Below are 20,274 nucleotides of genomic sequence, written 5' to 3' on the forward strand. Positions count from 1 at the left end.
GGCTAAGACCAAAGACAGAACAGGAGGTGCCTGCCGTTGCGGGACTATTTTTTCGACGAAGTGTTCGTTAAAGAAGCGGGAGCGGCGGAGGGAATTCTGGAGAGTTTCCATCAAACATGGAAGCTGCCTTTGACGGAAGAAGAGATTCAGGAAATCACCGCGAGACAGAAGAATCCTTTTCCGGCAAACTCGCCCTTTTACAATAAATACATCCCGATCGATCCGACAAGATGGCGTATGCCGCAGGGGGAACTGCCGGGCGCGTATGCGGAATTTCTGCGTTACTCGGACGGAGGGGAGTTTCGGACCGGGGAACGATATTTCCAGTTTTTCTCCACTTCCGATTTCCGTGAGATGAACCTGGCGTACGAGCTGCCCGAATACATGCCGTTATCCGTTTCTTTTGCGATGGACGGCTGCGGCAATCATTATCTTTTCGATATGAGAAAAGCGCCCGTGGAAGGCGAATATCCTATCCTTGCCGCTCATTCGGGAAATCTGGGGTACGACGATTGCGTCCGGGTGGCGGATTCCTTTGAGGCGCTTTGCCGGGGAAGAAGCTCGCTGGACGAAGAATTAGACAGCCGTTACACGTAAACGGCCGGGGAGGTAGCGAATGACACAGCCGGCTGAATCTATAGAACGGCAGGCAGGACAAACGCCGCGAAGCGGAGCTGTAGCGGGGGATTCCCCCTCGAATGAAATCGGCCCGGGTAAAAATCATCCGGCTAACAAAATGACGGCGGCCTACACCGAGCCGCTGATCGGCAATGGCGCGGGTGCGTATATCCGGAATGTCCGGACGAAGGTGGAGCTGGTCCGGGCCGGGGAGCAGCTGCTTCCCGTGACGGTGAATGAAACGGAGTATGACAACTCGTATGTTTGTTCGCCTTACTCGACCTATGTGTCCTACGCGCTGGAAGAGCTGGTTCTGTTCAAGAGCGAGCTGCTGAAAGGCGCGCTGCGGGGAGTGATCGGCATCCTTTCGCCGCTTCTGAAAAGCGCCCGGATCAACCGGAACGTACACGTCAATAACTGGCTGCTCTCGACGAATTTGTATGAAGAGCTGCCGAAAGAGGATGTCCGTGTGCTGACCGCCGGGCTGCTGGAACGTTTTCCGTCACATGCGATCATTTTCAGGTCGCTGAACGAGGTGACGAATCCGCAGCTGATGAAAGACCTGACCGGACTGGGGTGGATTCTCGTTCCGAGCCGGCAGGTGTATTTTTTCGAGGGGCGCGAGCCGGATTACCTGCACAAACCGAACAATGTATGGGACCAAAAACTGCTCCGGCGCTCACCGCTGCGGATTGTGGAGCACGAAGGGATTGAGCCGTCCGATTATCCGCGTATCGTGGAGCTTTACGAGGATTTGTACATCCGTAAATATTCCCGGCTGAATCCTCGTTTCACGGAGGCTTACATCGCCAATTGCCATCGGCACGGGCTGCTGCGGATCCGCGGTTTGAGAGACAGCTCGGGGGTGCTGCAGGGCGTAATCGGCTGTTTCGATAAAGCCGGTGTCATTACGGCGCCGCTGGTCGGTTACAACACCGCTCTTCCGCAAAAGGAAGGGCTGTACCGGATGCTGATGAGCCTGGTGCTGACCCGGGCTGCCGAGGAAGGGAAGCTGCTGCATTTAAGCTCCGGCGCCGCGCACTTCAAACGGATCCGGGGAGGCCGCCCGGCCATCGAATACAGCGCCGTCTATATCCGGCATCTGCCTCTGAGGCGGCGGGCCGTATGGCTCGGATTGAGTCATCTTTTGAATGGAGTTGGGGTACCCGTGATGAGGAAGTACCGATTATGAATCTGACGAGGAACGATGTTTGCCAGACGGACGCCGGGAAGGAAGTTCTCTATGCCGAGCTGGAAAAGCACTGGCTCCCGCTTTGTCCGTCGCGGGACCTTAAGCGGAAGCCGCTCGGGCTGACGGTGCTTGACGTGCCGCTCGTCCTGTTCCGCACGGAAGAGGGCGCGCACGCGCTGCTGGACCGCTGCCCGCACCGGAACGTGCCGCTTTCGGGAGGCAGGCTGAAAGCGGGGAAGCTGGTCTGCCCTTACCACGGGTGGGAGTTCGACGGGACAGGAGCCTGCACCCGGGTACCGGGGCTGTGCACGTTCAAGCCGGGTCCCCACCACGACGCGTCGCCGGTGGCTTTGCGGGAGCGGGACGGCTTTCTGTGGGTCCGGCTCGGCGGAGGGGCGCGGTTAGGGGAACCGCAGGAAGTATCCGTTCCGGAGCCGGAGCCTTTGGCCCTGCCGTTTATGAACAACCCGGAGTATTACTCCTTCGTCTGGAAAACGGCCGTCCGGGGTTCGCTGCTTAACGCGGCGGAAAATTTGCTGGACGCCACGCACACGCACTATGTCCACGCCGGCCTCATCCGTACGGACAGCGGCCGCCAGACCGTGAACGCCCGCATCCGGGCGGAGGGCGCCGCCGTCGAAATCGAATATACCGGCGAATCCGGGCAGGCCGGTCTTATCTCGCGTTTATTCGAGCGGGACAGGCAGCGGAGCTTCGGCCGGTTTTATATGCCCGGCGTCGCCCAGATCGAATACTCTTCCGCCAAAGGCTTGACGCTGCTTATTACGGCCGTGATGAGGCCGACTTCGTTCGCTTACCAGGATATTTATGCGGTTATCACGATGAAGCGCGGCCGGTTCACGAACGGGCTGAAGAAGCGGATGCTGACCCCTTTTCTGAAAAAAGCCTTGAATCAGGACATCGCCATCGTAGAAACCCAGCAGCGAACCATCGAACGGTGGGGCGGCGAAAGCTTTCATTCCACGCAGGCGGACCTGATCCGCCCGTATCTGGAACAACTTATGAAGGGAAAGGTATACGACACCTCTTTTGAGAAAAAGGTCCAGTTGTTTGTGTAAGGCTATTTATCCCATGATTTCTTTCAAAATCTTGCGATTTTCCGGTATATGTTGTTATTTCCGTGAATTTAGATGGGATTTCTAGAAGTATTCTGTTTTTTTCAAAACCTTTATGCCTGAAAGAGCCGGAAATATAGTACACTTGGAAAGATCGTTATCTGAAAGTAGAGAAAGATGTGTGATAGCTATGACAAACAGGCACCTGGACCCATCCGGTTTTTATAACAATATAGAAGAAGCCGCTGCTCATATAATTGAAGTCGTCAGCGGACTGCTTCAAGTGAATACCATTTTTGTCGCAACGAACGACGGACGGACCAACACGATTCTGAAGGCGTTCAACCGGCGGGAGCAGCTCGTGAAGGAAGGGGATGAGCTTCCTTTCGACATCAGCTACTGCAGTCTCGTGGGACGCCGTGCGGGCGAGCCTCTCGTTATTTCCGACACGGCTTCAAGTCCGCTTACCGCGGAGCTGGAAGTAACCCGTGCGCTCGGAAGCCGTTCTTTTATCGGGCTGCCGATTATTTTGAAGAACGGTCAATTTTACGGCACGATCTGTATTCTCGATCATCCGTCTTATCCCGTTTCGGAGACCGATCTCAAAACGCTGAGCGCCATGGCGGTCTTTCTTGCCCACGTGGTGGAGCTTGAACATGCGGTCGCGGAGCTGCGGGAAGCCCAGCAGATTCTCCGGGATTCCCATGCGGCGTCCGAGCAGTCGTCTAGAATCAAGAGCAAGCTTCTTGCCATGATCGGGCAGGAGATCAAGACCCCGATGACCGGCATCATGGGCATGACGGATCTGATGCAGGATACGGAGCTGAGCGAAGAGCAGAAGAGCTATATGAACATCATTGAAACGAGCAACAGCTCGCTGCTTACTCTCGTAACGGACATTCTGGACTACAGCAAAATGGAATCGGGCGGCGTGGCGGTGGAGGCGGAGCCCTTCGAACTGCTTCCTGCTCTGGAAGAAGTCGTGAATCTGTACGAAATCCGAAATACGGGAGGACGAACAATCCGTCTCGACGCGGAGCCCGGACTTCCTTCCGTCGTAGTCGGCGATCCGGTGAAGATCCGGGATGCGCTGGTCAAATTGCTTGATCATGCCTCCAAGAACGCTCGATCCGGTGAACTTACCCTCGCGGCGGTCAATCTGCCGGATACGGACCATCCCGATGTTCATCATATCCGTTTTGCCGTCAAAGCGCCGCTCATTACACCCGATAAGCTGGAGTTCCTGCTGGAAACGGCCGGCGGCAAAGCAGGCGGATCTTCCGTCCCCATCTATGAAACGAGTCTGGATCTGGCAATCAGCAAGAAGCTGGTCGACCTCATGGAAGGCCAAATCTGGACGGAGAGCGACAGACAGAAAGAAACGGATTTGATTTTCTCCCTTACGCTGAGCAGGTATGCCGAAGCGGCCGAAGCTGCGGAAGTGAAAGAATTTAAATAAAAGATGACAGAAGCGCCCCGCGTTTCTGTCATCTTTTTTTCGTTTGGCGGTCATACTTGTTTTATCGAGAAGGAATGCGGAAAGAACGCGACAAATTATAAAACGAAATGGAGATAGAGGAGGGAAGTCCATGAATGCCGATCCTGAATTCAATGCCATCCGGGCGGCGCTTCCGCAGTGGGTCGAAGAAAGCCGCAAGCTGACTTCCCGGGGAAACGTGGCGTCGTACATTCCGGAGCTTGCTAAATCACCGGCGTCCGCACTGGGCATTCATCTGCTGAACGGGCAGGAGGAACATTTGTCCGCGGGGGACTGCGGGCTGCCTTTCACGATGCAGAGTATTTCCAAAGTGTTTACGCTGATACTTGCGCTAATGGATCACGGGGAAGAAACCGTCTTCTCCAAGGTCGGCAAAGAGCCGACGGGCGACGATTTCAACTCCATGCTGAAGCTGGAGCTGGTCGAGCCGGGCATCCCGTTTAATCCCTTGATCAACGCGGGAGCGATCGCCGTGTCTTCGTTAATCAAAGGCGACGGGACCGAGGCGAAGTCGGCGAGAGTGCTGTCGTTTTTCCGGGAGCTCGCCGCAAACGACAAGCTGGATTATGACGAGGCGGTATACCGGTCGGAAAATGAAACCGGGCATATGAACCGTTCGCTGGCGTATTTTCTGAAGGAGAACGAGGTTCTGGACGGCAGTGTCGAAGAAGTTCTCCAGGTGTATTTCTGCCACTGCTCGATCCGGGTCACATGCGGCGACCTTTCGCGGATGGCCTTGGTTCTTGCTTTTGACGGACAAGATCCGCTCACGGGGAAAAGGCTCATTCCACGGCGCTTCGTACAGATCGCCAAAACGTTCATGACCACTTGCGGAATGTACAACGCCTCCGGAGAGTTCGCCATCAGCGTCGGACTGCCGGCCAAAAGCGGCGTTTCCGGCGGCATTCTGACTCTCGTGCCCGGCCGGTACGGAATCGGTGTTATCGGGCCGGCGCTTAATCACAAAGGCAACAGCGTTGCGGGCGTCGATTTGCTTGAGAAGCTGTCGGGGCGCTTTGACTGGAGCTTGTTTTAAACCTGCTTATTTCTGCCTTGCGCGCGGGGCTTTAGTCCTTCCGGGGCGGCTTTTGGCGCGTGAGCGGGCGGATAACCGGAGCTCGATCCATTGGAGCTTTACTTCAAGCTCCTTTAAGTTTTGCTGAATTTCCAGGTTCTCCTGCTCGGCTTTATAATTGATGGCGATGTCGAGCATCTGTTCCTGTTTGTCTTTGACGGCCTGGCGGTTCTGGCTTTTCTGAATCAGTGTCGATTGAAACAGGGAAAGGATGGACAGGGAGAAGCTCAAAATAAACAACGAATTTCTTTCGCTGTTGACGAGCATCCACACCGTAATGGTGACGGCGGATGCCGTAACAAACCACCAGCTGCCGGCCAGGACAGCAACGTGATCGGCCATCCGGTCCCAGCGGTTCGTCTTTTTCTCCTGCTGCTCGTGCAGATGCGCCTTGATCTTCCCCTGATAGTCGCGGACCATTTCGGTGACGCGATCGACATCCTCTTTGTGAAGTTTCTGCCGGGGATAATTCTCCAACTGCTTAAAAAGCTGTTCTTCTGAAGTTCTCTCCGACTCGTTTTTATTCCTCATGGTGTCTGTTCCTCCCGGCTTCTTAACAGCTTTTATTTTTCTTGAAAAGGTTAGCCAATTTAAGTGAATGGGGGTAAAATAGTGAATTACCCGGTCCGCTTATCCTCTTAACTGGAAAAGAATAGGGGGATGCCGGAATGTTCCCTTTGGACAGGGGCAGAATAAGCGGACCCATACCTACTAAACGACAAGGGAGAAGCCCAATGCGCGCTATCGCGATGCTTCAAAATCCTAAACAGAGAAAACTGCTGTTCAGCGCCGGTTTAAGCTGGCTGTTCGATGCCATGGATGTAGGCATTATTTCGTTTATCGTCGCGGCTCTGACGGTCCACTGGAAGCTCAGTGCGGGGCAGGTCGGTGTACTGACCAGTCTTAACTCGGTCGGGATGGCCTTCGGGGCGGCGATAGCCGGTTATTTGGCCGACCGCTACGGGCGCAAGTCCGTCCTGCTATGGACGCTGCTTATTTTTTCGGCCGCCAGCGGCTTGTCCGCTCTGGCCGCCAGTTTTACCGTCCTCTGCATCCTGCGGTTTATCGCGGGTGTCGGGCTGGGCGGGGAGCTTCCCGTCGCGTCCACGCTCGTGTCGGAGAGTATGCCCGCGCAGGACAGGGGAAGAGCGGTCGTGCTGCTCGAGAGCTTCTGGGCGGGAGGCTGGATTCTGGCGGCGCTGATCGCGTACTTCGTCATCCCGAAGTACGGCTGGCAGTCCGCCTTCGTCATCGGGGCCTTGCCCGCGCTTTACGCGCTGTATTTGAGGCGGGCGATTGAAGATCCTCCGAGGTTCCGGAAAGAACGGTCGGGAGAAACTTCATTTGCCGCGAAAGTGAAATCCGTCTGGTCCCGCGATTACCGCCGGTCGACCGTGATGCTGTGGGTGTTGTGGTTTACGGTTGTGTTTTCGTATTACGGCATGTTCCTGTGGCTTCCTACGGTGATGGTGCTGAAAGGCTTTACGCTCGTCAAAAGCTTTCAGTATGTGCTCATCATGACACTCGCTCAGCTTCCGGGTTATTTTACGGCCGCGTATTTTATCGAGAAATTCGGCCGTAAATTCGTTCTGGTCACCTATCTTGTGCTGACCGCATTCAGCGCCGTATGGTTTGGCGGTGCTTTGACGGAAGGCATGCTGATCGCCGCGGGCATGTGCTTGTCTTTCTTCAACCTCGGAGCCTGGGGCGGGCTGTACGCTTATACGCCGGAGCTGTATCCGACGGCGATCCGCTCGACGGGTGCGGGACTTGCCGCCTCGTTCGGACGGATAGGAGGCATCGTCGCCCCGCTGCTGGTCGGTGTACTCGTAGGCTGGGGAATCGGCATTCAGGCGATTTTCATCCTTTTTTTCGTCGTGATCCTAATCGGCGCATTGGCCGTGCTGTTCTGGGGGGACGAGACCAAGGGCAAGGAGCTTTCTTCCTGACCGGAGACGGCCGCAGATTTGTGACATCGAATCCCGAAACGAGCGGCGTTTGTAAAAAAAGCATATCTCGTCGAACGGCCGGAGGATACCGGGCATTGGTTCCGGCGGGAAATTCATCAAAGGATTGTCTCATCATGGGACAATCCTTTTTTATGGGCGGAAGATGTTCCGGGGCAGCAGATGAGGCCGTCTTGTCTAGAACCAAGGGCGCCCCGAAGAGAGGTCATGCGGGCGAGTGCCGTGAAGGAATAATGCAACACGCATCGGAAACTTTAGGAGGGAGACGGTTTACAGTTCGTTCTCGTTGTGCTATTTTAGATAAAGACCAATCATCCTATGTTTGGAGGTTTGTGAAATATGCTGGAAAAACCGAAAAAATTAACGCTGGTCGAGCAGGTAGCGGATCAGCTCCAAACTTTAATCGAATCCGGCCGGTGGCCCGTCGGAACGCGTATTCCTCCGGAACCCGAGCTGTCGGAGACGCTCGGCGTCAGCCGCAATACGATCCGCGAAGCCGTGCGGGCCATGGTTCATGCGGGGCTGCTTCAGACGAAGCAGGGGGACGGAACGTATGTGTGCTCGTCCAGTGTTCTTGGCGTCGTTCTGCAGAAGCGGGTCAGGCAATCCACCCTGGTGGAGACGCTGGAAGTACGGCAGGCGCTGGAACGCGAAGCGGCAAGACTTGCGGCGGAGCGCAGAACGGATGAAGACATCGACTCCTTAAAGCTTCATCTGGATGCGTGCGCGGCGGCGGAGGAATCCGGGGACATGGAGGCCTACTCGGGCGCGGATATCCGGCTTCACCAGGCAGTCGTCACAGCCGCGCATAACGAGCTGTTCAGCGAGCTTTATGCGCATATGACCGAAGCGCTGGATCATTCCGTGCGGAGTCTGTCGGGGCTTATCCCGGAAATCGGACATTATCGCCGCAGTCACGCCAAAATGATCGACGCCATCATCCGTCAGGATGTGGTAGAAGCCGCAGAGGCTGTCCACGAATATATCTCGCACTCGAGAAACGATCTGAAACGCTTGGAGGAACAATCATGAACACCAGAGACATGACACAACCCGAAGAACTGCCGCTGGCGCGGCAGGATCAAGATACGGCGCGAACCGCCGGCTGGCTGCTGATCGTCGGCATTTTATTTATCGGAGCCGTACTGAGAGCTCCGCTCACATCCGTCGGTCCTTTGATCGGCACCATTAAGGGAGAGCTCGGCATCTCCAATACGCTGGCGGGCACTTTGACGACGCTGCCTCTGCTGATGTTTGCCGTCATCTCCCCGTTTGCGCCCAAATGGGCGCGCAAGTACGGGATCGAGACGGTTCTGCTCGCCGCGGCTGCAATCTTGACGGCCGGAATTTTGCTGCGTTCGGCGTCTGGAGCAGGTACGCTCTTTCTGGGAACCGCCCTGCTGGGAGTAGCCATCGCCCTGTGCAACGTGCTGCTTCCCAGTCTGATCAAGCGGGACTTTCCCGCCCGGATCGGCCTGATGACCGGCGTATACTCCGTGTCGATGAACTTGAGCGGCGCTGCGGCATCCGGCATCAGCGTACCGGCGGCGAACAGCCTGGGCCTCGGCTGGAAAGGCGCTCTGGGGGCCTGGGCCGCGCTGAGCGTTCTCGCCCTGCTCTTCTGGCTGCCGCAGGTGACCGGCATCCGCAAAGCCCGCCAAGGGGCCCGGGTGTCCGCTGTTTCGGCGAATTCTTCCGGCGGTAGAGACGTTTCCGTCTGGAAATCGCCGTTGGCCTGGAAAGTCACCCTGTTCATGGGACTTCAGTCGACGTTCTTCTACGCGTTTGTCGCCTGGCTGCCGGCTGTCCTGAACACCAGAGGACTTTCCGCCGGGTATGCCGGATGGATGCTTTCCCTGATGCAGCTGGCGCTTCTGCCCGTTTCGTTTGTCGTACCCGTCCTGGCGGCGAAAATGGCTAATCAGCGCTTCCTGGTTACCCTCACGTCCGTGCTGTTCCTGGCCGGAATTCTCGGACTGCTGCTGGGAAGCACCGCTCTGGTGCCGCTGTGGATTATCCTGACAGGCATAGCCGGGGGCTGCGCGTTCAGTCTGGCGATGATGTTCTTCAGCTTGCGTACGCGAAGCGCCCAGCAGTCCGCCGAATTGTCCGGCATGGCGCAATCATTCGGTTACCTGCTGGCCGCCGCCGGCCCGATTCTGTTCGGGTTCCTGCATGACACGACAGGCGGGTGGACGACTCCGCTTCTCCTGCTCGCCGCAATCGCCATACTGCTCTTCGTAGTCGGCCAGGGGGCCGCGGCCAACCGGTTCGTCGGAGAAGAACGCGGAGCCGAATGAAGGCTTTACGTTTTACGCGTTTACGAGATCCGAAAGAAATGCGGCGTTCATCTGTGGTAAGATAGGGGGCATGGATCCGGTAAATGGAGTGAGGCTTTTTGACGAAAAAACAAATTAAACTCATACTTGCTTTCGGACTGTTCATTGTCCTGATGATCGCGGTGAAAAACGCGGGCTCTTTCCTCGTCTATACGGAAGAACCGGTTAAATCCGATGTGATCCTCGTTCTCTCGGGAGACAGGGGGGAAAGGACGGAGAAAGGAGCCGAGCTGTACAAAAACGGAGTTGCCCCTTCTCTCATGTTTTCCGGGGGCGAAGTGTACCGGAACAGCAGAATGGCCGATCTCATGAAAGAACACGCGATGGAGCTTGGCGTTCCCGAGCAAGCTATCGTCCTGGAGGACCGGGCGGACAGCACGTATGAAAATGCCGTATTTTCCAAAAAAGTCATCGAGAAACATGCGTTCAAATCCGTGACCGTCGTTTCTTCGGACTACCATATGAGAAGGGTTAAGCTCCTTTTCGACCGGGCGTTCAAAGATTCCGGCATTCAGCTGCATTACGTGGCCGCCCCCGATAAAAGTTTTACTCCCGCGAAATGGTGGGGCAATAACAAGAGCCTGATGGTTACTTTCACGGAGTATCTGAAGTTAACCGGCTATTTTTTCGGCAAAAATTCATAAGTTTAAAAGCCGCGCTTTTTGCGGCTTTTTTTATTTGGCGGGAACGGCAGGGGCAATGTGTCACGGATACATGTCCTTCCGATTACGCTGCTGCGCAAAAAAGAATCAAACCTACATTCGCACCGCGCAAGGCTCCCGGCGCACGTTGCTCGGCGTCACATGAAGGCGGTCAACCGCATGTTGCTTGCCTATGGAGCGGCACGGCCATAATTGCGCTCGAAACGGAGAGCCTGTACTAAGCTTCGCCCGCTGTGAATACAGATGAGTATAAGGGCTGATTGAACTTGAGAACCGGCCTGCCGTTTTCACTGTTTTCGGCCAATCCGGCCTATTTATAGACGAGGAGATGAACCGGTAGATGAACCAGACGACTCCTGCAGCCGCAATTCTGGGAATAGGCACGGCCGTTCCGGCCTACCCGCTGAAACAATCGGAAGTAGTCCTCCGGCTGGCACAGGCTTTGGAACGTTATCCCGATTCCGCCCGCTGGGCCAAACGGCTGTTCAAACAGTGCGGCGTTGAAACCCGGTACACCTGCGAACCCGATCTCCTGGCGCCGGTTTCTTCATGCCGCTATCTGCCGGATACGGAGCCGGGTCTTATCCCGTCGACTGCCGAACGAATGGCGGTTTATAAAAGAGAATCGGTGCCGCTGGCGCGTCAAGCGGCCGGACAGGCACTGGCGGACAGCGGTCTTTCCGCCTCGGACATCACACATCTGATCACCGTCAGCTGCACGGGGCAGTTCCTGCCGGGACTGGACGCCTCGCTTGTAAAAGAACTGGGCTTGTCCAGGGAAGTCTCCCGGATTCCGCTTCAATTCATCGGATGCGCGGCAGGACTGCGTGCCGTATGCCTGGCCCGTGAAATAGCGGATTCCGCCCCGCAGGCGAACGTGCTGATCGTAAGCGTCGAATTGTGCACGCTGCATATACAGCCGTCCGGCGGTAAAGAAGCTCTTTTCGGAGCGTCATTTTTCGGGGACGGCGCGTCCGCCTGCGTAATCGGGCGCACGGGAAAATCGCGGCAGGGGATATTCGGGCTGGGGAATCACCGGTCCGTCCTCATTCCGGAAGCGGCGGAGGAGATGACCTGGGAAGTCGGCAATTTCGGCTTCGACTTGTATTTGTCTCCGGCTATCCCCAAGCTTATTACGAACCGGATTCCGCAGGAGATCGGTAAACTGCTGGACGGGGAACACCTTCCCGGGCTGTGGGCGATTCATCCCGGAGGCAAAGGGATCGTGGATGCGATCGCGCAGGTATACGGCCTGACAGAAGAGCAGACTGCGCCCAGCAGACAAGTGCTGCGGGACTTCGGGAACCTCTCTTCCGCAACGATTCTTTTCGTTCTGCAGCAGATGCGGACGGAGCTCCGAACGGCGGGAGCGGATGCCGCCGACGGGATCGCTCTGGCCTTCGGCCCCGGACTTACGGCGGAGCTTATCCGGTTCACCTACATTCCGGTAGGCGCTGCGCGGGAGAAAACAGCGGATGCCGCCGTTTGACCGCTTGCGCAGCCGTTCGCCGGAAGCGGAGTATATGGATGATCTCACCCGCGGAGGAGCCGAGCTCACGGAGGCTTTACGGCATCTCCGCAGGCTCAACCGTCTGTTTGCGGCGTCCGGCCCGACCTTGTATGGAATCGAAAAATTGTGGACGGCAGCCGGAAAGCCGGTAGAACTGACCATGCTTGATGTCGGTTCCGGTTCCGGCGACGTTAACCGTCACGTGCTTCGTTGGGCGGACGACCGCAAGATACGCGTTACCGTCACTTTATGCGATATTACAGAGGAAGCCTGCGAAGAGGCGCGGCGTTTGTTCCGCGGCGAACCGAGAGTGGAGATCCGGCGGGCCAGTTTGTTCGAGCTTCCCGAAGGCTGCGCCGATATTGTGACCGGCACCCAGTTTCTCCATCACTTCTCCCCGAACGAGCTCCCCAGTGTCGTTCGCACGATGCTCCGGGCGTCCCGCCTCGGCATCGCCGTTAACGATATTCACCGTCACTGGCTGGCCTGGTCCGCCGTTTGGCTGGCTTCCCGCGTTTTGTCGGGAAACCGCTACATCCGTCATGACGGACCGCTATCTGTCGCCAAAGGCTTCTCGCCGGAGGATTGGTCCGTTCTCGGGAAAGCACTGGAGACGCCCGGTTATCACGTCTCCTGGAGACCGCTGTTCCGCTATGCGGTCGTGATTCCCCGGCAGCCACAGCCGGAAGGGGGATCGGAGCGTAAGCCATGAACGTAACCGAGACGGACGTTGCCGTTCTGGGTGCGGGTTTAGCCGGAAGTCTTATCGCTAAAAGCCTGGCGGAGAAAGGATGGCGGACGCTGCTGGTGGACCGGCACCGCTTTCCCCGCCATAAGGTGTGCGGGGAGTTTCTGTCGCCGGAAGTCCGGCAGACGCTGGATGCGGCCGGTCTGCTGGACCGCGTGTCGGCCCTTCGCCCTGCCCGCGTCGAGCGGGCGCGGCTGATTTCCGCGGAAGGCGGTCATGTCGACATCCCGCTGCCGGGAACCGCAATGGGACTGAGCCGCTTCCGGCTCGACGAAGCGCTGCATGAAGCCGCCGCAGCGGCGGGAGCCCGGGTCCTGACCTCAGCGGCGGTTCTCTCGGTTACGAGGCTTGCCGATGAGAGCTGCGAGGTAAGAGTGAAGAGAGAAGGCAGGATGGAGGTCATCCGGGCCCGCACGGTTATTGCCGCCTGGGGAGCGAACGGGCAGGCTCTCGTAACCGGTGCTTGTTGCCCGGGTGACTCCGGCGGGGAGAGGTTTTCCGGAGCACCGGGAAGTCTGCAGGCGCCTCAAGGTGCGTCGATCCTGACAAGCGCGGAAACGGAGGGGCAGTTAAATTCTTTCATGCCGTTAAATTTGCTGAACCCGGCAGATCAGAAAAACCAAGCTAGCTCATCAAACCCGTCAAACCCGACAAACCCAACAAGCCCAACAAACCCAACAAATCCAACAAACCGGGAAACCCCGGCAACCCCGGGAAAACCGGCCCGCTCCGCCCAAGCCAGGCGTACCCGCCGATCCCTGAACCCGTGGAAACGCAGCGCCCCCGACTATATGGGCGTCAAATCTCATTACACGGGAATCGAGATGGAGCCGGTCGTCGAGCTGTATCTCTTTCCCGGCGGCTACCTGGGGCTGTGCCCCATAGAAGACGGCCTCGTCAACGTCTCCGCGCTGCTGTCGCGGGATGCGTTCCGCGGCGCGGGCAAGAGCGTGCTCGCGCTGCTGGAAGCAGCCGCGCAGCGGTGCCCCCCGCTTCATTCGAAGCTGAAGCGGGGGCTGCCTGTGCCGGGTGCACAGGCAGCGGTCGCGCCGGTGAAGCTGAACCGGCGCTTGAACCCCTGGGACATGGTACCGCGCCTGGGGGATTCATCGGTGATGATTCCCCCGCTGTGCGGGGACGGCATGTCCATGGCCCTCCGCTCGGCGCGGCTGTGCGCCCCCCTGGCAGACGACTATCTGCGGGGGAAGCTCAGCCTTGCCGGGTGGGAAGAGCAGTACGTCCGCGCCGTTAAGCGGACGCTCGGGAGGCCGCTGAGGTGGGGACGACTGCTTCAGTCCTCCCTCGATAGTCCGGCCGCGGTGCGCTTGCTGCTGCGTCTTGCGCAGCTTTCGCCGGGTATGGCGTCCGGATTATTAGAGGCCACCCGGCTGAAGCCGGAAGGAGAATACTAATCTTCGGTTGCTATTCGGAAAGAGAGGAGGGCATGGGCTTGCACAGACTGGCTGTCCTCGCTTTCCGCTATCCGAAGATTATTCTCGCCTGTTGGGCGGCCGGCCTAGTTTTCTTCGGGGGCTATGCGCTCAACCTTCCTTCCGTGCTCCAGGGGCACGGGCTCGACCCCAGAGGCTCGTTCGGCACGGTCCGGGAGCGGCTGGACGCGGGTTTTAACCGGCCTGCCGAGCCGGTCGTTCTCTGGTTCGAGCAGAACACGCCCGGTCCGAAGGAGGAATTTAGAGCTTATATCCGCTCCGTCCTGCGCAATGCCGAGGGCTTGCCTGGACTGGAGCGGATCGTTTCACCCCTGGATCAGGAGGAAATGCTGCGTTCCGGCAAGGCCTACGCGCTGCTGGATATCCGCTTTACCGGACGGAATGAACAGGAGGTGCTGGGTGAGCTGCGCGGACGCCTGCCCACTCATCCCGGCTTCGTGTGGAAGCTCACCGGGAAGCCGGTCGTTCAGGCGGATGTGAATGCGGCGAGTGAAAAAGATATGAGAAAAGCGGAGCTGCTCGGGCTTCCGGCTGCGTTTCTTATCCTGTGGATAGCCTTCGGCGGAGCGGCGACCGCTTTGATTCCGGTCGTACTCGGATTGGTTTCCACCGTCGTCTCGATGGGGATCGTTTACTGGATCGGGATGGTGACGGATTTGTCCAATTTCGTTCTCAACGTCATTCCGATGGTGGGGCTGGCGCTGAGTATCGATTTTTCCCTGATGCTGGTGAGCCGGTTCCGGGAAGAACTGAGCTGCGGCAGGGCCGAACCGGCGCTTCGGTTTACTATGCGGACTTCGGGAAGAGCGGTATTGTATTCGGCCGGTTGTGTGGCGCTTGGCTTGCTCGGCATCCTGTTCATCCCTCTTCCGATGTTCGCCTCGGTCGCTTGGGCTGCCTTTACCGTCCTGATTGTCTCCGTGTTCTTGTCATTTACGCTGCTGCCTGCGGTGTTGTCTTTGCTGCGGACAAGGATTGAAGCGGAAAACGCCGCCAGGTTTCCCGTTAACGGCGGCCGGTTCTGGCATCGTTTGTCTGCGGCCGTTATGAAAAGACCCCTGCAGATGGCGCTGCTCGCCATCCTGATCGTTATCCTGTTCATCCTGCCGGTGGGCCGGATGAAGATGGCGGTTCCGGATGCGGCTTCGCTTCCCGAAGGCACGGAATCGCGCGCCGCAGCCGAACGGCTGGCCGTCCGTTTTCCTTCTCCGGAAGCCACCCTTCTTCTGGGTGCGAAAGATGCCGGTGCGCACAGCAGACAACGTTTTGACTGGCAGCATGCTTACCGGCTGTTTCAGCGGCTTCAACGGGACCCGCAAGTGGTCCAGGTGGATTCGGTTTTCTCCAGACTGGGCATGAACGGCGAACAGCTCTCTCTGTATCTTGAAAAGCCGGGTGTCCGTCACGTAGCCGACTTGTTTCGCTTTTATTTTCATCAAAATCAGCTGGTCATGGACGTTTACCTTCGCACCGATCCCGATTCGGAAGAAACGAGACAGTGGCTGCGCAAATGGGAGGCCGCGGGCAATCAAGAGCAGATTCCTTTTCAACTGGGCGGAGAGACCAAGTATCGTCAGGAAGTGTACGACGCGATTTTTACCAACTTGCATAAGGTGCTGCTGTTTGTCCTCGTTACGAATTTTTTCCTGCTGTACAAGGCGTTCGGGTCCGTATTCATTCCTCTTAAAACGCTCCTGATGAATGTTCTCAGCATTACCGCCTCATTCGGTCTGTTGACCTGGATTTTTCAGGAAGGGGCGGCCGATGGCGGCGGCTCTATCGCGATCATGATTCCCGTATTCATCTTCGGCCTTGTTTTCGGCATCAGCATGGACTACGGAGTGTTCCTGGTCGCCCGGATTGCCGAAGTTTACCGGCAGACGCAGGACAACGATTACGCGGTTGCTGCGGGACTGGCCTCCTCAAGTCGGATCATTACGTCGGCGGCGGCTATCATGATCGCCGTCACGCTTCCGTTTGCGGGAGCGGACGTAGCGGGGGTCAAACAGCTGGGAACCGGTATTGCGGGGGCCATTTTTCTGGATGCCACCCTGATCCGCATGATTCTGGTGCCTGCCTTGATGAAACTTCTGGGCCGGTGGAACTGGTGGTCGCCCTAAAATATAAGGTACGGAAACCGCAGCTCCTGCGGTTTTTTTGTGTGTTTATAAGGGATTGAGGTTGTTTTTCAATAAGAAATACTTGTCACTTTTTACGAAGTTATAACTATATCGGGGGGATGGGCGTTTATTTGTGCTACAATCGAAGTAACTTTGTGCCTTACGCTTGATCTCTAGTCCAAACTTCGTGAGTGAGGAGCAGCGCTATGTCAGATGATGAACCCGATGATTTACAGGAAACCGGAAGTCTCAAGGAAGCCGAACCGGCCGGAATTTCCACCGGCTCAGACCGGGGAGATGAGCATGCGTCCCCGGCTCATGAAGCGGTTACCTTCTGGAAGCTGCTTGTCTTCTTCGTACCGCTCGGCATAGCGGCCAGTCTGGTCACGATGTCCCATTCGATCATTAACAGTACGCTTGCCCGGGCGCCCGATCCCGAACATGTTATCGCGGGATATGCCATTGCGATGAGCCTTCTGGGGATAACGGAGAAGCCGGCCGTGCTGCTCAGGCAGACGTGTTCCGCGCTTGTCCGCGACCGGGTCTCGTTTCGCGCCATGCGGCGGGTCGCGTTTTACGTATTCGCGTCCATTATGGCGGCCGGACTGATCTTGTCTTATTTACCGCCCGGAAAATGGCTGATGGGCGCCGTTTTCGGAATCGGCGGCGCACAGCTCGAAAACGTTCTGAACGTTTACCGGATTCTCATGTTCGTCAGCCTGTTTTCCGGGCTGAGATGCCTTTATCACGGCTTGATTATTTATAACAAAAGAACGTTCTGGCTCACGATCGGGATGGTCGTCCGTCTTATCGGCATGTATCTCGTCGCGCAGTATTACATACGGGTACACGGAGTTACCGGAAGCAGCGTGGGCGCGATCATTTTCCTCGTCGGCATGGTGATCGAGAGCGCCGTTGCGGTGTGGGAGGGCAGTGCGCTGCTTAAACACAAAATACCGGAGAAGAATCCGGAGCATACCGTTGAAAAAACGGGCGATGTTTTCCGCTTTTACAAGCCGCTCCTCTTCTCGTCGTTTATTGCGGTCGTGATCGGACCTTCGCTAAACGCTTTACTCGGCAAGGCGGGAGACGCGGTTATCGCTATCGCGGCGTTCGCGGTCGCTTCCAATTTGACGCAGCTCGTCCAAAGCTTTTTTTCGTACATTCATCAGATTGTCCTGAATTTCTACCGGATTCATCCGGGACGCGTCAAGCGTTTCGTGCTGGTCATCAGTTTTATTCCGTCCGTTCTGATCGGGCTGCTCGCTTATACGGATGCCGGGCCCTGGTTTCTGAACGAAGTCATCGGTGTCGGCGACCGGCTGATGGAGGAAGTGATCAAAACGCTGCGCGTGTTTATGATTCTCACACTTGTGTTTCCCTGGCTTGATTATGGCAACGGGATTCTTATGCTGCGCCGGGAAACGAGGACGATGGTCTATTCGCAATCGGCCAACGTTACCGTGATGCTCGTCTCGCTTGTTCTGCTGATTGTGATAACACCGGGCTGGAACGGGGCAATCGGTGCGTATGCCCAGTCAGTCGGAACGCTGGCTGAGTGTATCGTCGTATTCGCTGCGGTGAAGCGAGGCAGGGGAGAAGGGCTCATAAGCGTCAGTGCCCCGCGAGAAAAGTCCGTCTGATCGTTTCCGAAATTTAAACGAAATTTAAACAAAACCCTTCCTCCTTTTAAATGGCAAGGTTTAGCATAAAAGTGGTCATCCTCGTTATGACGCTTTTACTTACCGGCTTACTTACTAGGGGGAATTTCTTTTGTATTCACATCATCTGAAACTAAAAACCATTAAAACGACCATCGCCTTGACGATAGCCGCCGTCTGCGCTTTTCCCGCTGCGGGTATGGCAGCCGCCGATACCACTGCGGACAGCAAGCCGCCCGAAGTCAGCACAACGCAGCAATACGGCAGCAACTGGGCGAACTGGATTCAGAGCCATGCTTATGCCCTGGACCGCATCCAGCCTGAAGCAAGCGTGAAAGGCGTCATAGAGAAAGACAGGTTTAAGGATCTGGAATTTCTGAAACCGCTGCTGATCGACAAAAAATTGGTCTACCTCGGTGAAAACACACACGGGGCGGCGGAATACAGTTCTTCGAAAGTCCGCCTCATTCAATACCTGCACCAGGAGCTCGGTTACGATGTCATCGCCTTCGAATCGGGACTTGGAAATGCGTCCGCCGCCCTTTCCAAAAGCGCCGATTCGACCCCGGAGCAAATGATGAAAGAGGCCATTTTCGGAGTGTGGTGGTCCAAGGAGACGCTGCCTCTATTCGACTATATCAAGCAGACGCTCGCAACGGACAAACCATTGATCCTGAGCGGATTCGATATGCAAATTCAATCCCCGTATTCGGAGTTCGTCCGTGATTGGATCGGGTCTAGAGACGCCAAACTGGCCGGAGCGTTCGCGGATGCGGAGCAGGAGCTGGGCGATTGGAGCTTCAGTGAAGACGAAGCGGGATACGCCAAGGCGAAACCGCGCCTGCTGGAAACGTATGCGAGCATGAAAACGTTTGTGAAAGAGAACGCCGACAAGCTGAAAGCGGACTATCCTCGCAATCCACACTTGATCGAGATGACGCAACGCGTCCTGGATAACCGCATCGAGGTCATCCAAACGTATACCGAAGCGAATATCCGCAGCAACCTTGCGCTCAAGAAGAACGATATCATCCCCTTCCAGGAAACCGTTAGGATGCGTGACGAGATGATGGCCGCTAATCTCACCTGGCTTGCCGAACAAATTTATCCGGACAAGAAAATCATTGTCTGGGGACACAACGTACATATCCGGAAGAAAAACTCGGCGGTTTTAAATTCGGCCTACTCGGGTCTGAGCCTTATGGGCGAGAGCATGCCGGCCCGTTTAAAGAAACAGAGTTACGTGATCGGCCTGTATACGTATCAAGGCGAAGCCGCCAACAATATGGGGCAGAGCTATCCCATCGTTAAGCCGGAACGGGGTTCGCTCGAAGACATTTTGAAGCAGCACGGGCACCCTTATACGTTTGTAGACATCAAATACCGCAAAGACAAACCGGGAACTTCCTGGATGTTCGAACCCCGTCTTTCACTCGATTGGGGATTGATGCAGGAAAGTTTCATTCCACGCGACCAGTTTGACGGGCTGCTGCTTATTGATACGGTCCATGCGCCGTCTTACATGCGCGGTAAACCGGGTACGCAGTAGCACTGCTCTCCCAAAATGAACGGCCGGAATCTGCTTGGGCAGATTACCGGCTTTTTTTCGTTTAACCCGAAAAGATGCAAGCGGGATACAAAATCCGATATAATCAAAAATAAAGTAAAATTGTTCCAATGAAAGAAGGTTGGATAGATGGACTATTTTGAGGACCGGATCGAAGCCGAAGCGGAATTGAGGGAGATGCTGGGGTACCCCAACAAAATCGTGGAAGCGATGAAAATCACTTATATGGAGCGGCACTGCCGGGAGTTTATCGGGCTGTCGCCTATCCTGTTTGCGTCAACGGCCGATCTCCGGGGAAATTGCGACGTTTCGCCGAGAGGCGATGCGCCCGGTTTCGTGAAGGTGCTGGACGATCATCATCTGATTATCCCCGAAAGGCCGGGCAACCGGCGCATGAATACATACCGGAATATCCTGGAGAATCCCCATATCGGACTTATTTTCATTATACCGGGCCTGGAAGAAACTTTGCGGATCAACGGAAAAGCCTGTCTGACGAAAAATCCCGGTCTGCTCGCTCCGCTTGAGGCGCACGGCAAGATTCCGAAGCTGGCGATCGGGGTCGAGGTGGAAGAGGTTTTTCTCCACTGTGCGAAAGCGTTTAAACGGTCCGAACTGTGGGATACGAAGACCTGGCCTGCGGAGCAGCCCTCCGTACCGGAAATGATTGCTGCCCACGCCAATCGTCCGGATATTACGGCGGATGAGGTTTCCAAAGGGTTGAAGGACAGCTATGAGAAGAGAATGTATTGAGACTGTCAGCATAATTTGCTTATATAGGAGGTCGGTT

17 protein-coding genes are annotated in these 20,274 nt (G+C 56.4%); 16 read left to right on the forward strand and 1 reads right to left on the reverse strand.

Annotation, left to right across the window (positions count from 1 at the left end):
* Positions 1-36 precede the first annotated feature (36 nt).
* The 5 genes from AC2TF6_RS11595 (at position 37) to glsA (ending at position 5,420) form a co-directional block, all read left to right on the forward strand.
* The gene (locus tag AC2TF6_RS11595; protein WP_491311115.1) at positions 37-597 is read left to right on the forward strand and encodes an SMI1/KNR4 family protein; all 561 of its coding nucleotides are present in this window, start codon (positions 37-39) and stop codon (positions 595-597) included.
* Between the two features lie 19 nt (positions 598-616).
* Positions 617-1,810, forward strand: coding sequence for a GNAT family N-acetyltransferase (locus AC2TF6_RS11600; protein ID WP_491311116.1), 1,194 nt, complete (start codon positions 617-619; stop codon positions 1,808-1,810).
* Positions 1,807-2,889, forward strand: coding sequence for a Rieske 2Fe-2S domain-containing protein (locus tag AC2TF6_RS11605; protein ID WP_491311117.1), 1,083 nt, complete (start codon positions 1,807-1,809; stop codon positions 2,887-2,889). The genes AC2TF6_RS11600 and AC2TF6_RS11605 overlap by 4 nt, the downstream gene beginning before the upstream one ends.
* A 187-nt stretch (positions 2,890-3,076) precedes the next feature.
* Positions 3,077-4,345, forward strand: a complete 1,269-nt coding sequence (locus AC2TF6_RS11610; protein ID WP_491311118.1) for a GAF domain-containing sensor histidine kinase — start codon at positions 3,077-3,079, stop codon at positions 4,343-4,345.
* Between the two features lie 130 nt (positions 4,346-4,475).
* A complete protein-coding gene (glsA, locus tag AC2TF6_RS11615; RefSeq protein WP_491311119.1) occupies positions 4,476-5,420 on the forward strand; it encodes a glutaminase A in 945 nt (314 codons plus the stop codon).
* Between the two features lie 6 nt (positions 5,421-5,426).
* Here glsA and AC2TF6_RS11620 read toward each other — a convergent pair whose 3' ends face one another.
* On the reverse strand, positions 5,427-5,990 hold the full coding sequence (locus tag AC2TF6_RS11620) for a DUF1003 domain-containing protein (RefSeq protein WP_491311120.1): 564 nt from the start codon (positions 5,988-5,990) through the stop codon (positions 5,427-5,429).
* A gap of 203 nt (positions 5,991-6,193) precedes the next feature.
* Between AC2TF6_RS11620 and AC2TF6_RS11625 the strand changes: the two genes are divergently transcribed.
* The 11 genes from AC2TF6_RS11625 (at position 6,194) to AC2TF6_RS11675 (ending at position 20,237) form a co-directional block, all read left to right on the forward strand.
* Positions 6,194-7,408 carry an MFS transporter gene (locus tag AC2TF6_RS11625; RefSeq protein ID WP_491311121.1) on the forward strand — a complete coding sequence of 405 codons (1,215 nt, stop codon included), beginning with the start codon at positions 6,194-6,196 and terminating at the stop codon, positions 7,406-7,408.
* A gap of 357 nt (positions 7,409-7,765) precedes the next feature.
* On the forward strand, positions 7,766-8,458 hold the full coding sequence (locus AC2TF6_RS11630) for a FadR/GntR family transcriptional regulator (RefSeq protein ID WP_491311122.1): 693 nt from the start codon (positions 7,766-7,768) through the stop codon (positions 8,456-8,458).
* Positions 8,455-9,726 (forward strand): CynX/NimT family MFS transporter, encoded by a 1,272-nt coding sequence (locus AC2TF6_RS11635; protein WP_491311123.1) that lies wholly within the window; start codon positions 8,455-8,457, stop codon positions 9,724-9,726. Before AC2TF6_RS11630 ends, AC2TF6_RS11635 begins: the two co-directional genes overlap by 4 nt.
* A 98-nt stretch (positions 9,727-9,824) precedes the next feature.
* The gene (locus AC2TF6_RS11640; protein ID WP_491311124.1) at positions 9,825-10,409 is read left to right on the forward strand and encodes a YdcF family protein; all 585 of its coding nucleotides are present in this window, start codon (positions 9,825-9,827) and stop codon (positions 10,407-10,409) included.
* A 358-nt stretch (positions 10,410-10,767) separates the two neighbouring features.
* Positions 10,768-11,916, forward strand: coding sequence for a type III polyketide synthase (locus tag AC2TF6_RS11645; RefSeq protein WP_491311125.1), 1,149 nt, complete (start codon positions 10,768-10,770; stop codon positions 11,914-11,916).
* A complete protein-coding gene (locus tag AC2TF6_RS11650) occupies positions 11,903-12,649 on the forward strand; it encodes a methyltransferase domain-containing protein (RefSeq protein ID WP_491311126.1) in 747 nt (248 codons plus the stop codon). The genes AC2TF6_RS11645 and AC2TF6_RS11650 overlap by 14 nt, the downstream gene beginning before the upstream one ends.
* Positions 12,646-14,097 carry an NAD(P)/FAD-dependent oxidoreductase gene (locus AC2TF6_RS11655; RefSeq protein WP_491311127.1) on the forward strand — a complete coding sequence of 484 codons (1,452 nt, stop codon included), beginning with the start codon at positions 12,646-12,648 and terminating at the stop codon, positions 14,095-14,097. Before AC2TF6_RS11650 ends, AC2TF6_RS11655 begins: the two co-directional genes overlap by 4 nt.
* 32 nt (positions 14,098-14,129) lie before the next feature.
* Positions 14,130-16,256 (forward strand): MMPL family transporter, encoded by a 2,127-nt coding sequence (locus AC2TF6_RS11660; protein ID WP_491311128.1) that lies wholly within the window; start codon positions 14,130-14,132, stop codon positions 16,254-16,256.
* Positions 16,257-16,462: 206 nt separating this feature from the next.
* Complete coding sequence (locus AC2TF6_RS11665; protein ID WP_491311129.1) at positions 16,463-17,899, forward strand: multi antimicrobial extrusion protein MatE; 1,437 nt, start codon at positions 16,463-16,465, stop codon at positions 17,897-17,899.
* Positions 17,900-18,029: 130 nt separating this feature from the next.
* The gene (locus AC2TF6_RS11670) at positions 18,030-19,466 is read left to right on the forward strand and encodes an erythromycin esterase family protein (protein ID WP_491311130.1); all 1,437 of its coding nucleotides are present in this window, start codon (positions 18,030-18,032) and stop codon (positions 19,464-19,466) included.
* Positions 19,467-19,613: 147 nt separating this feature from the next.
* Positions 19,614-20,237, forward strand: coding sequence for an MSMEG_1061 family FMN-dependent PPOX-type flavoprotein (locus tag AC2TF6_RS11675; protein ID WP_491311131.1), 624 nt, complete (start codon positions 19,614-19,616; stop codon positions 20,235-20,237).
* Positions 20,238-20,274 lie beyond the last annotated feature (37 nt).

It is taken from the genome of Paenibacillus sp. JNUCC 35 (genome assembly GCF_058269095.1).

What these genes read in the sequence shown, in the direction of transcription:
- AC2TF6_RS11600 (WP_491311116.1), top strand. Translation starts at nt 617, where the DNA reads ATGACACAGCCGGCTGAATCTATAGAACGGCAGGCAGGACAAACGCCG.
- AC2TF6_RS11605 (WP_491311117.1), top strand. Translation starts at nt 1,807, where the DNA reads ATGAATCTGACGAGGAACGATGTTTGCCAGACGGACGCCGGGAAGGAA.
- AC2TF6_RS11610 (WP_491311118.1), top strand. Translation starts at nt 3,077, where the DNA reads ATGACAAACAGGCACCTGGACCCATCCGGTTTTTATAACAATATAGAA.
- glsA (WP_491311119.1), top strand. Translation starts at nt 4,476, where the DNA reads ATGAATGCCGATCCTGAATTCAATGCCATCCGGGCGGCGCTTCCGCAG.
- AC2TF6_RS11620 (WP_491311120.1), bottom strand. Translation starts at nt 5,990, where the DNA reads ATGAGGAATAAAAACGAGTCGGAGAGAACTTCAGAAGAACAGCTTTTT.
- AC2TF6_RS11625 (WP_491311121.1), top strand. Translation starts at nt 6,194, where the DNA reads ATGCGCGCTATCGCGATGCTTCAAAATCCTAAACAGAGAAAACTGCTG.
- AC2TF6_RS11630 (WP_491311122.1), top strand. Translation starts at nt 7,766, where the DNA reads ATGCTGGAAAAACCGAAAAAATTAACGCTGGTCGAGCAGGTAGCGGAT.
- AC2TF6_RS11635 (WP_491311123.1), top strand. Translation starts at nt 8,455, where the DNA reads ATGAACACCAGAGACATGACACAACCCGAAGAACTGCCGCTGGCGCGG.
- AC2TF6_RS11645 (WP_491311125.1), top strand. Translation starts at nt 10,768, where the DNA reads ATGAACCAGACGACTCCTGCAGCCGCAATTCTGGGAATAGGCACGGCC.
- AC2TF6_RS11650 (WP_491311126.1), top strand. Translation starts at nt 11,903, where the DNA reads ATGCCGCCGTTTGACCGCTTGCGCAGCCGTTCGCCGGAAGCGGAGTAT.
- AC2TF6_RS11655 (WP_491311127.1), top strand. Translation starts at nt 12,646, where the DNA reads ATGAACGTAACCGAGACGGACGTTGCCGTTCTGGGTGCGGGTTTAGCC.
- AC2TF6_RS11660 (WP_491311128.1), top strand. Translation starts at nt 14,130, where the DNA reads ATGGGCTTGCACAGACTGGCTGTCCTCGCTTTCCGCTATCCGAAGATT.
- AC2TF6_RS11665 (WP_491311129.1), top strand. Translation starts at nt 16,463, where the DNA reads ATGTCAGATGATGAACCCGATGATTTACAGGAAACCGGAAGTCTCAAG.
- AC2TF6_RS11675 (WP_491311131.1), top strand. Translation starts at nt 19,614, where the DNA reads ATGGACTATTTTGAGGACCGGATCGAAGCCGAAGCGGAATTGAGGGAG.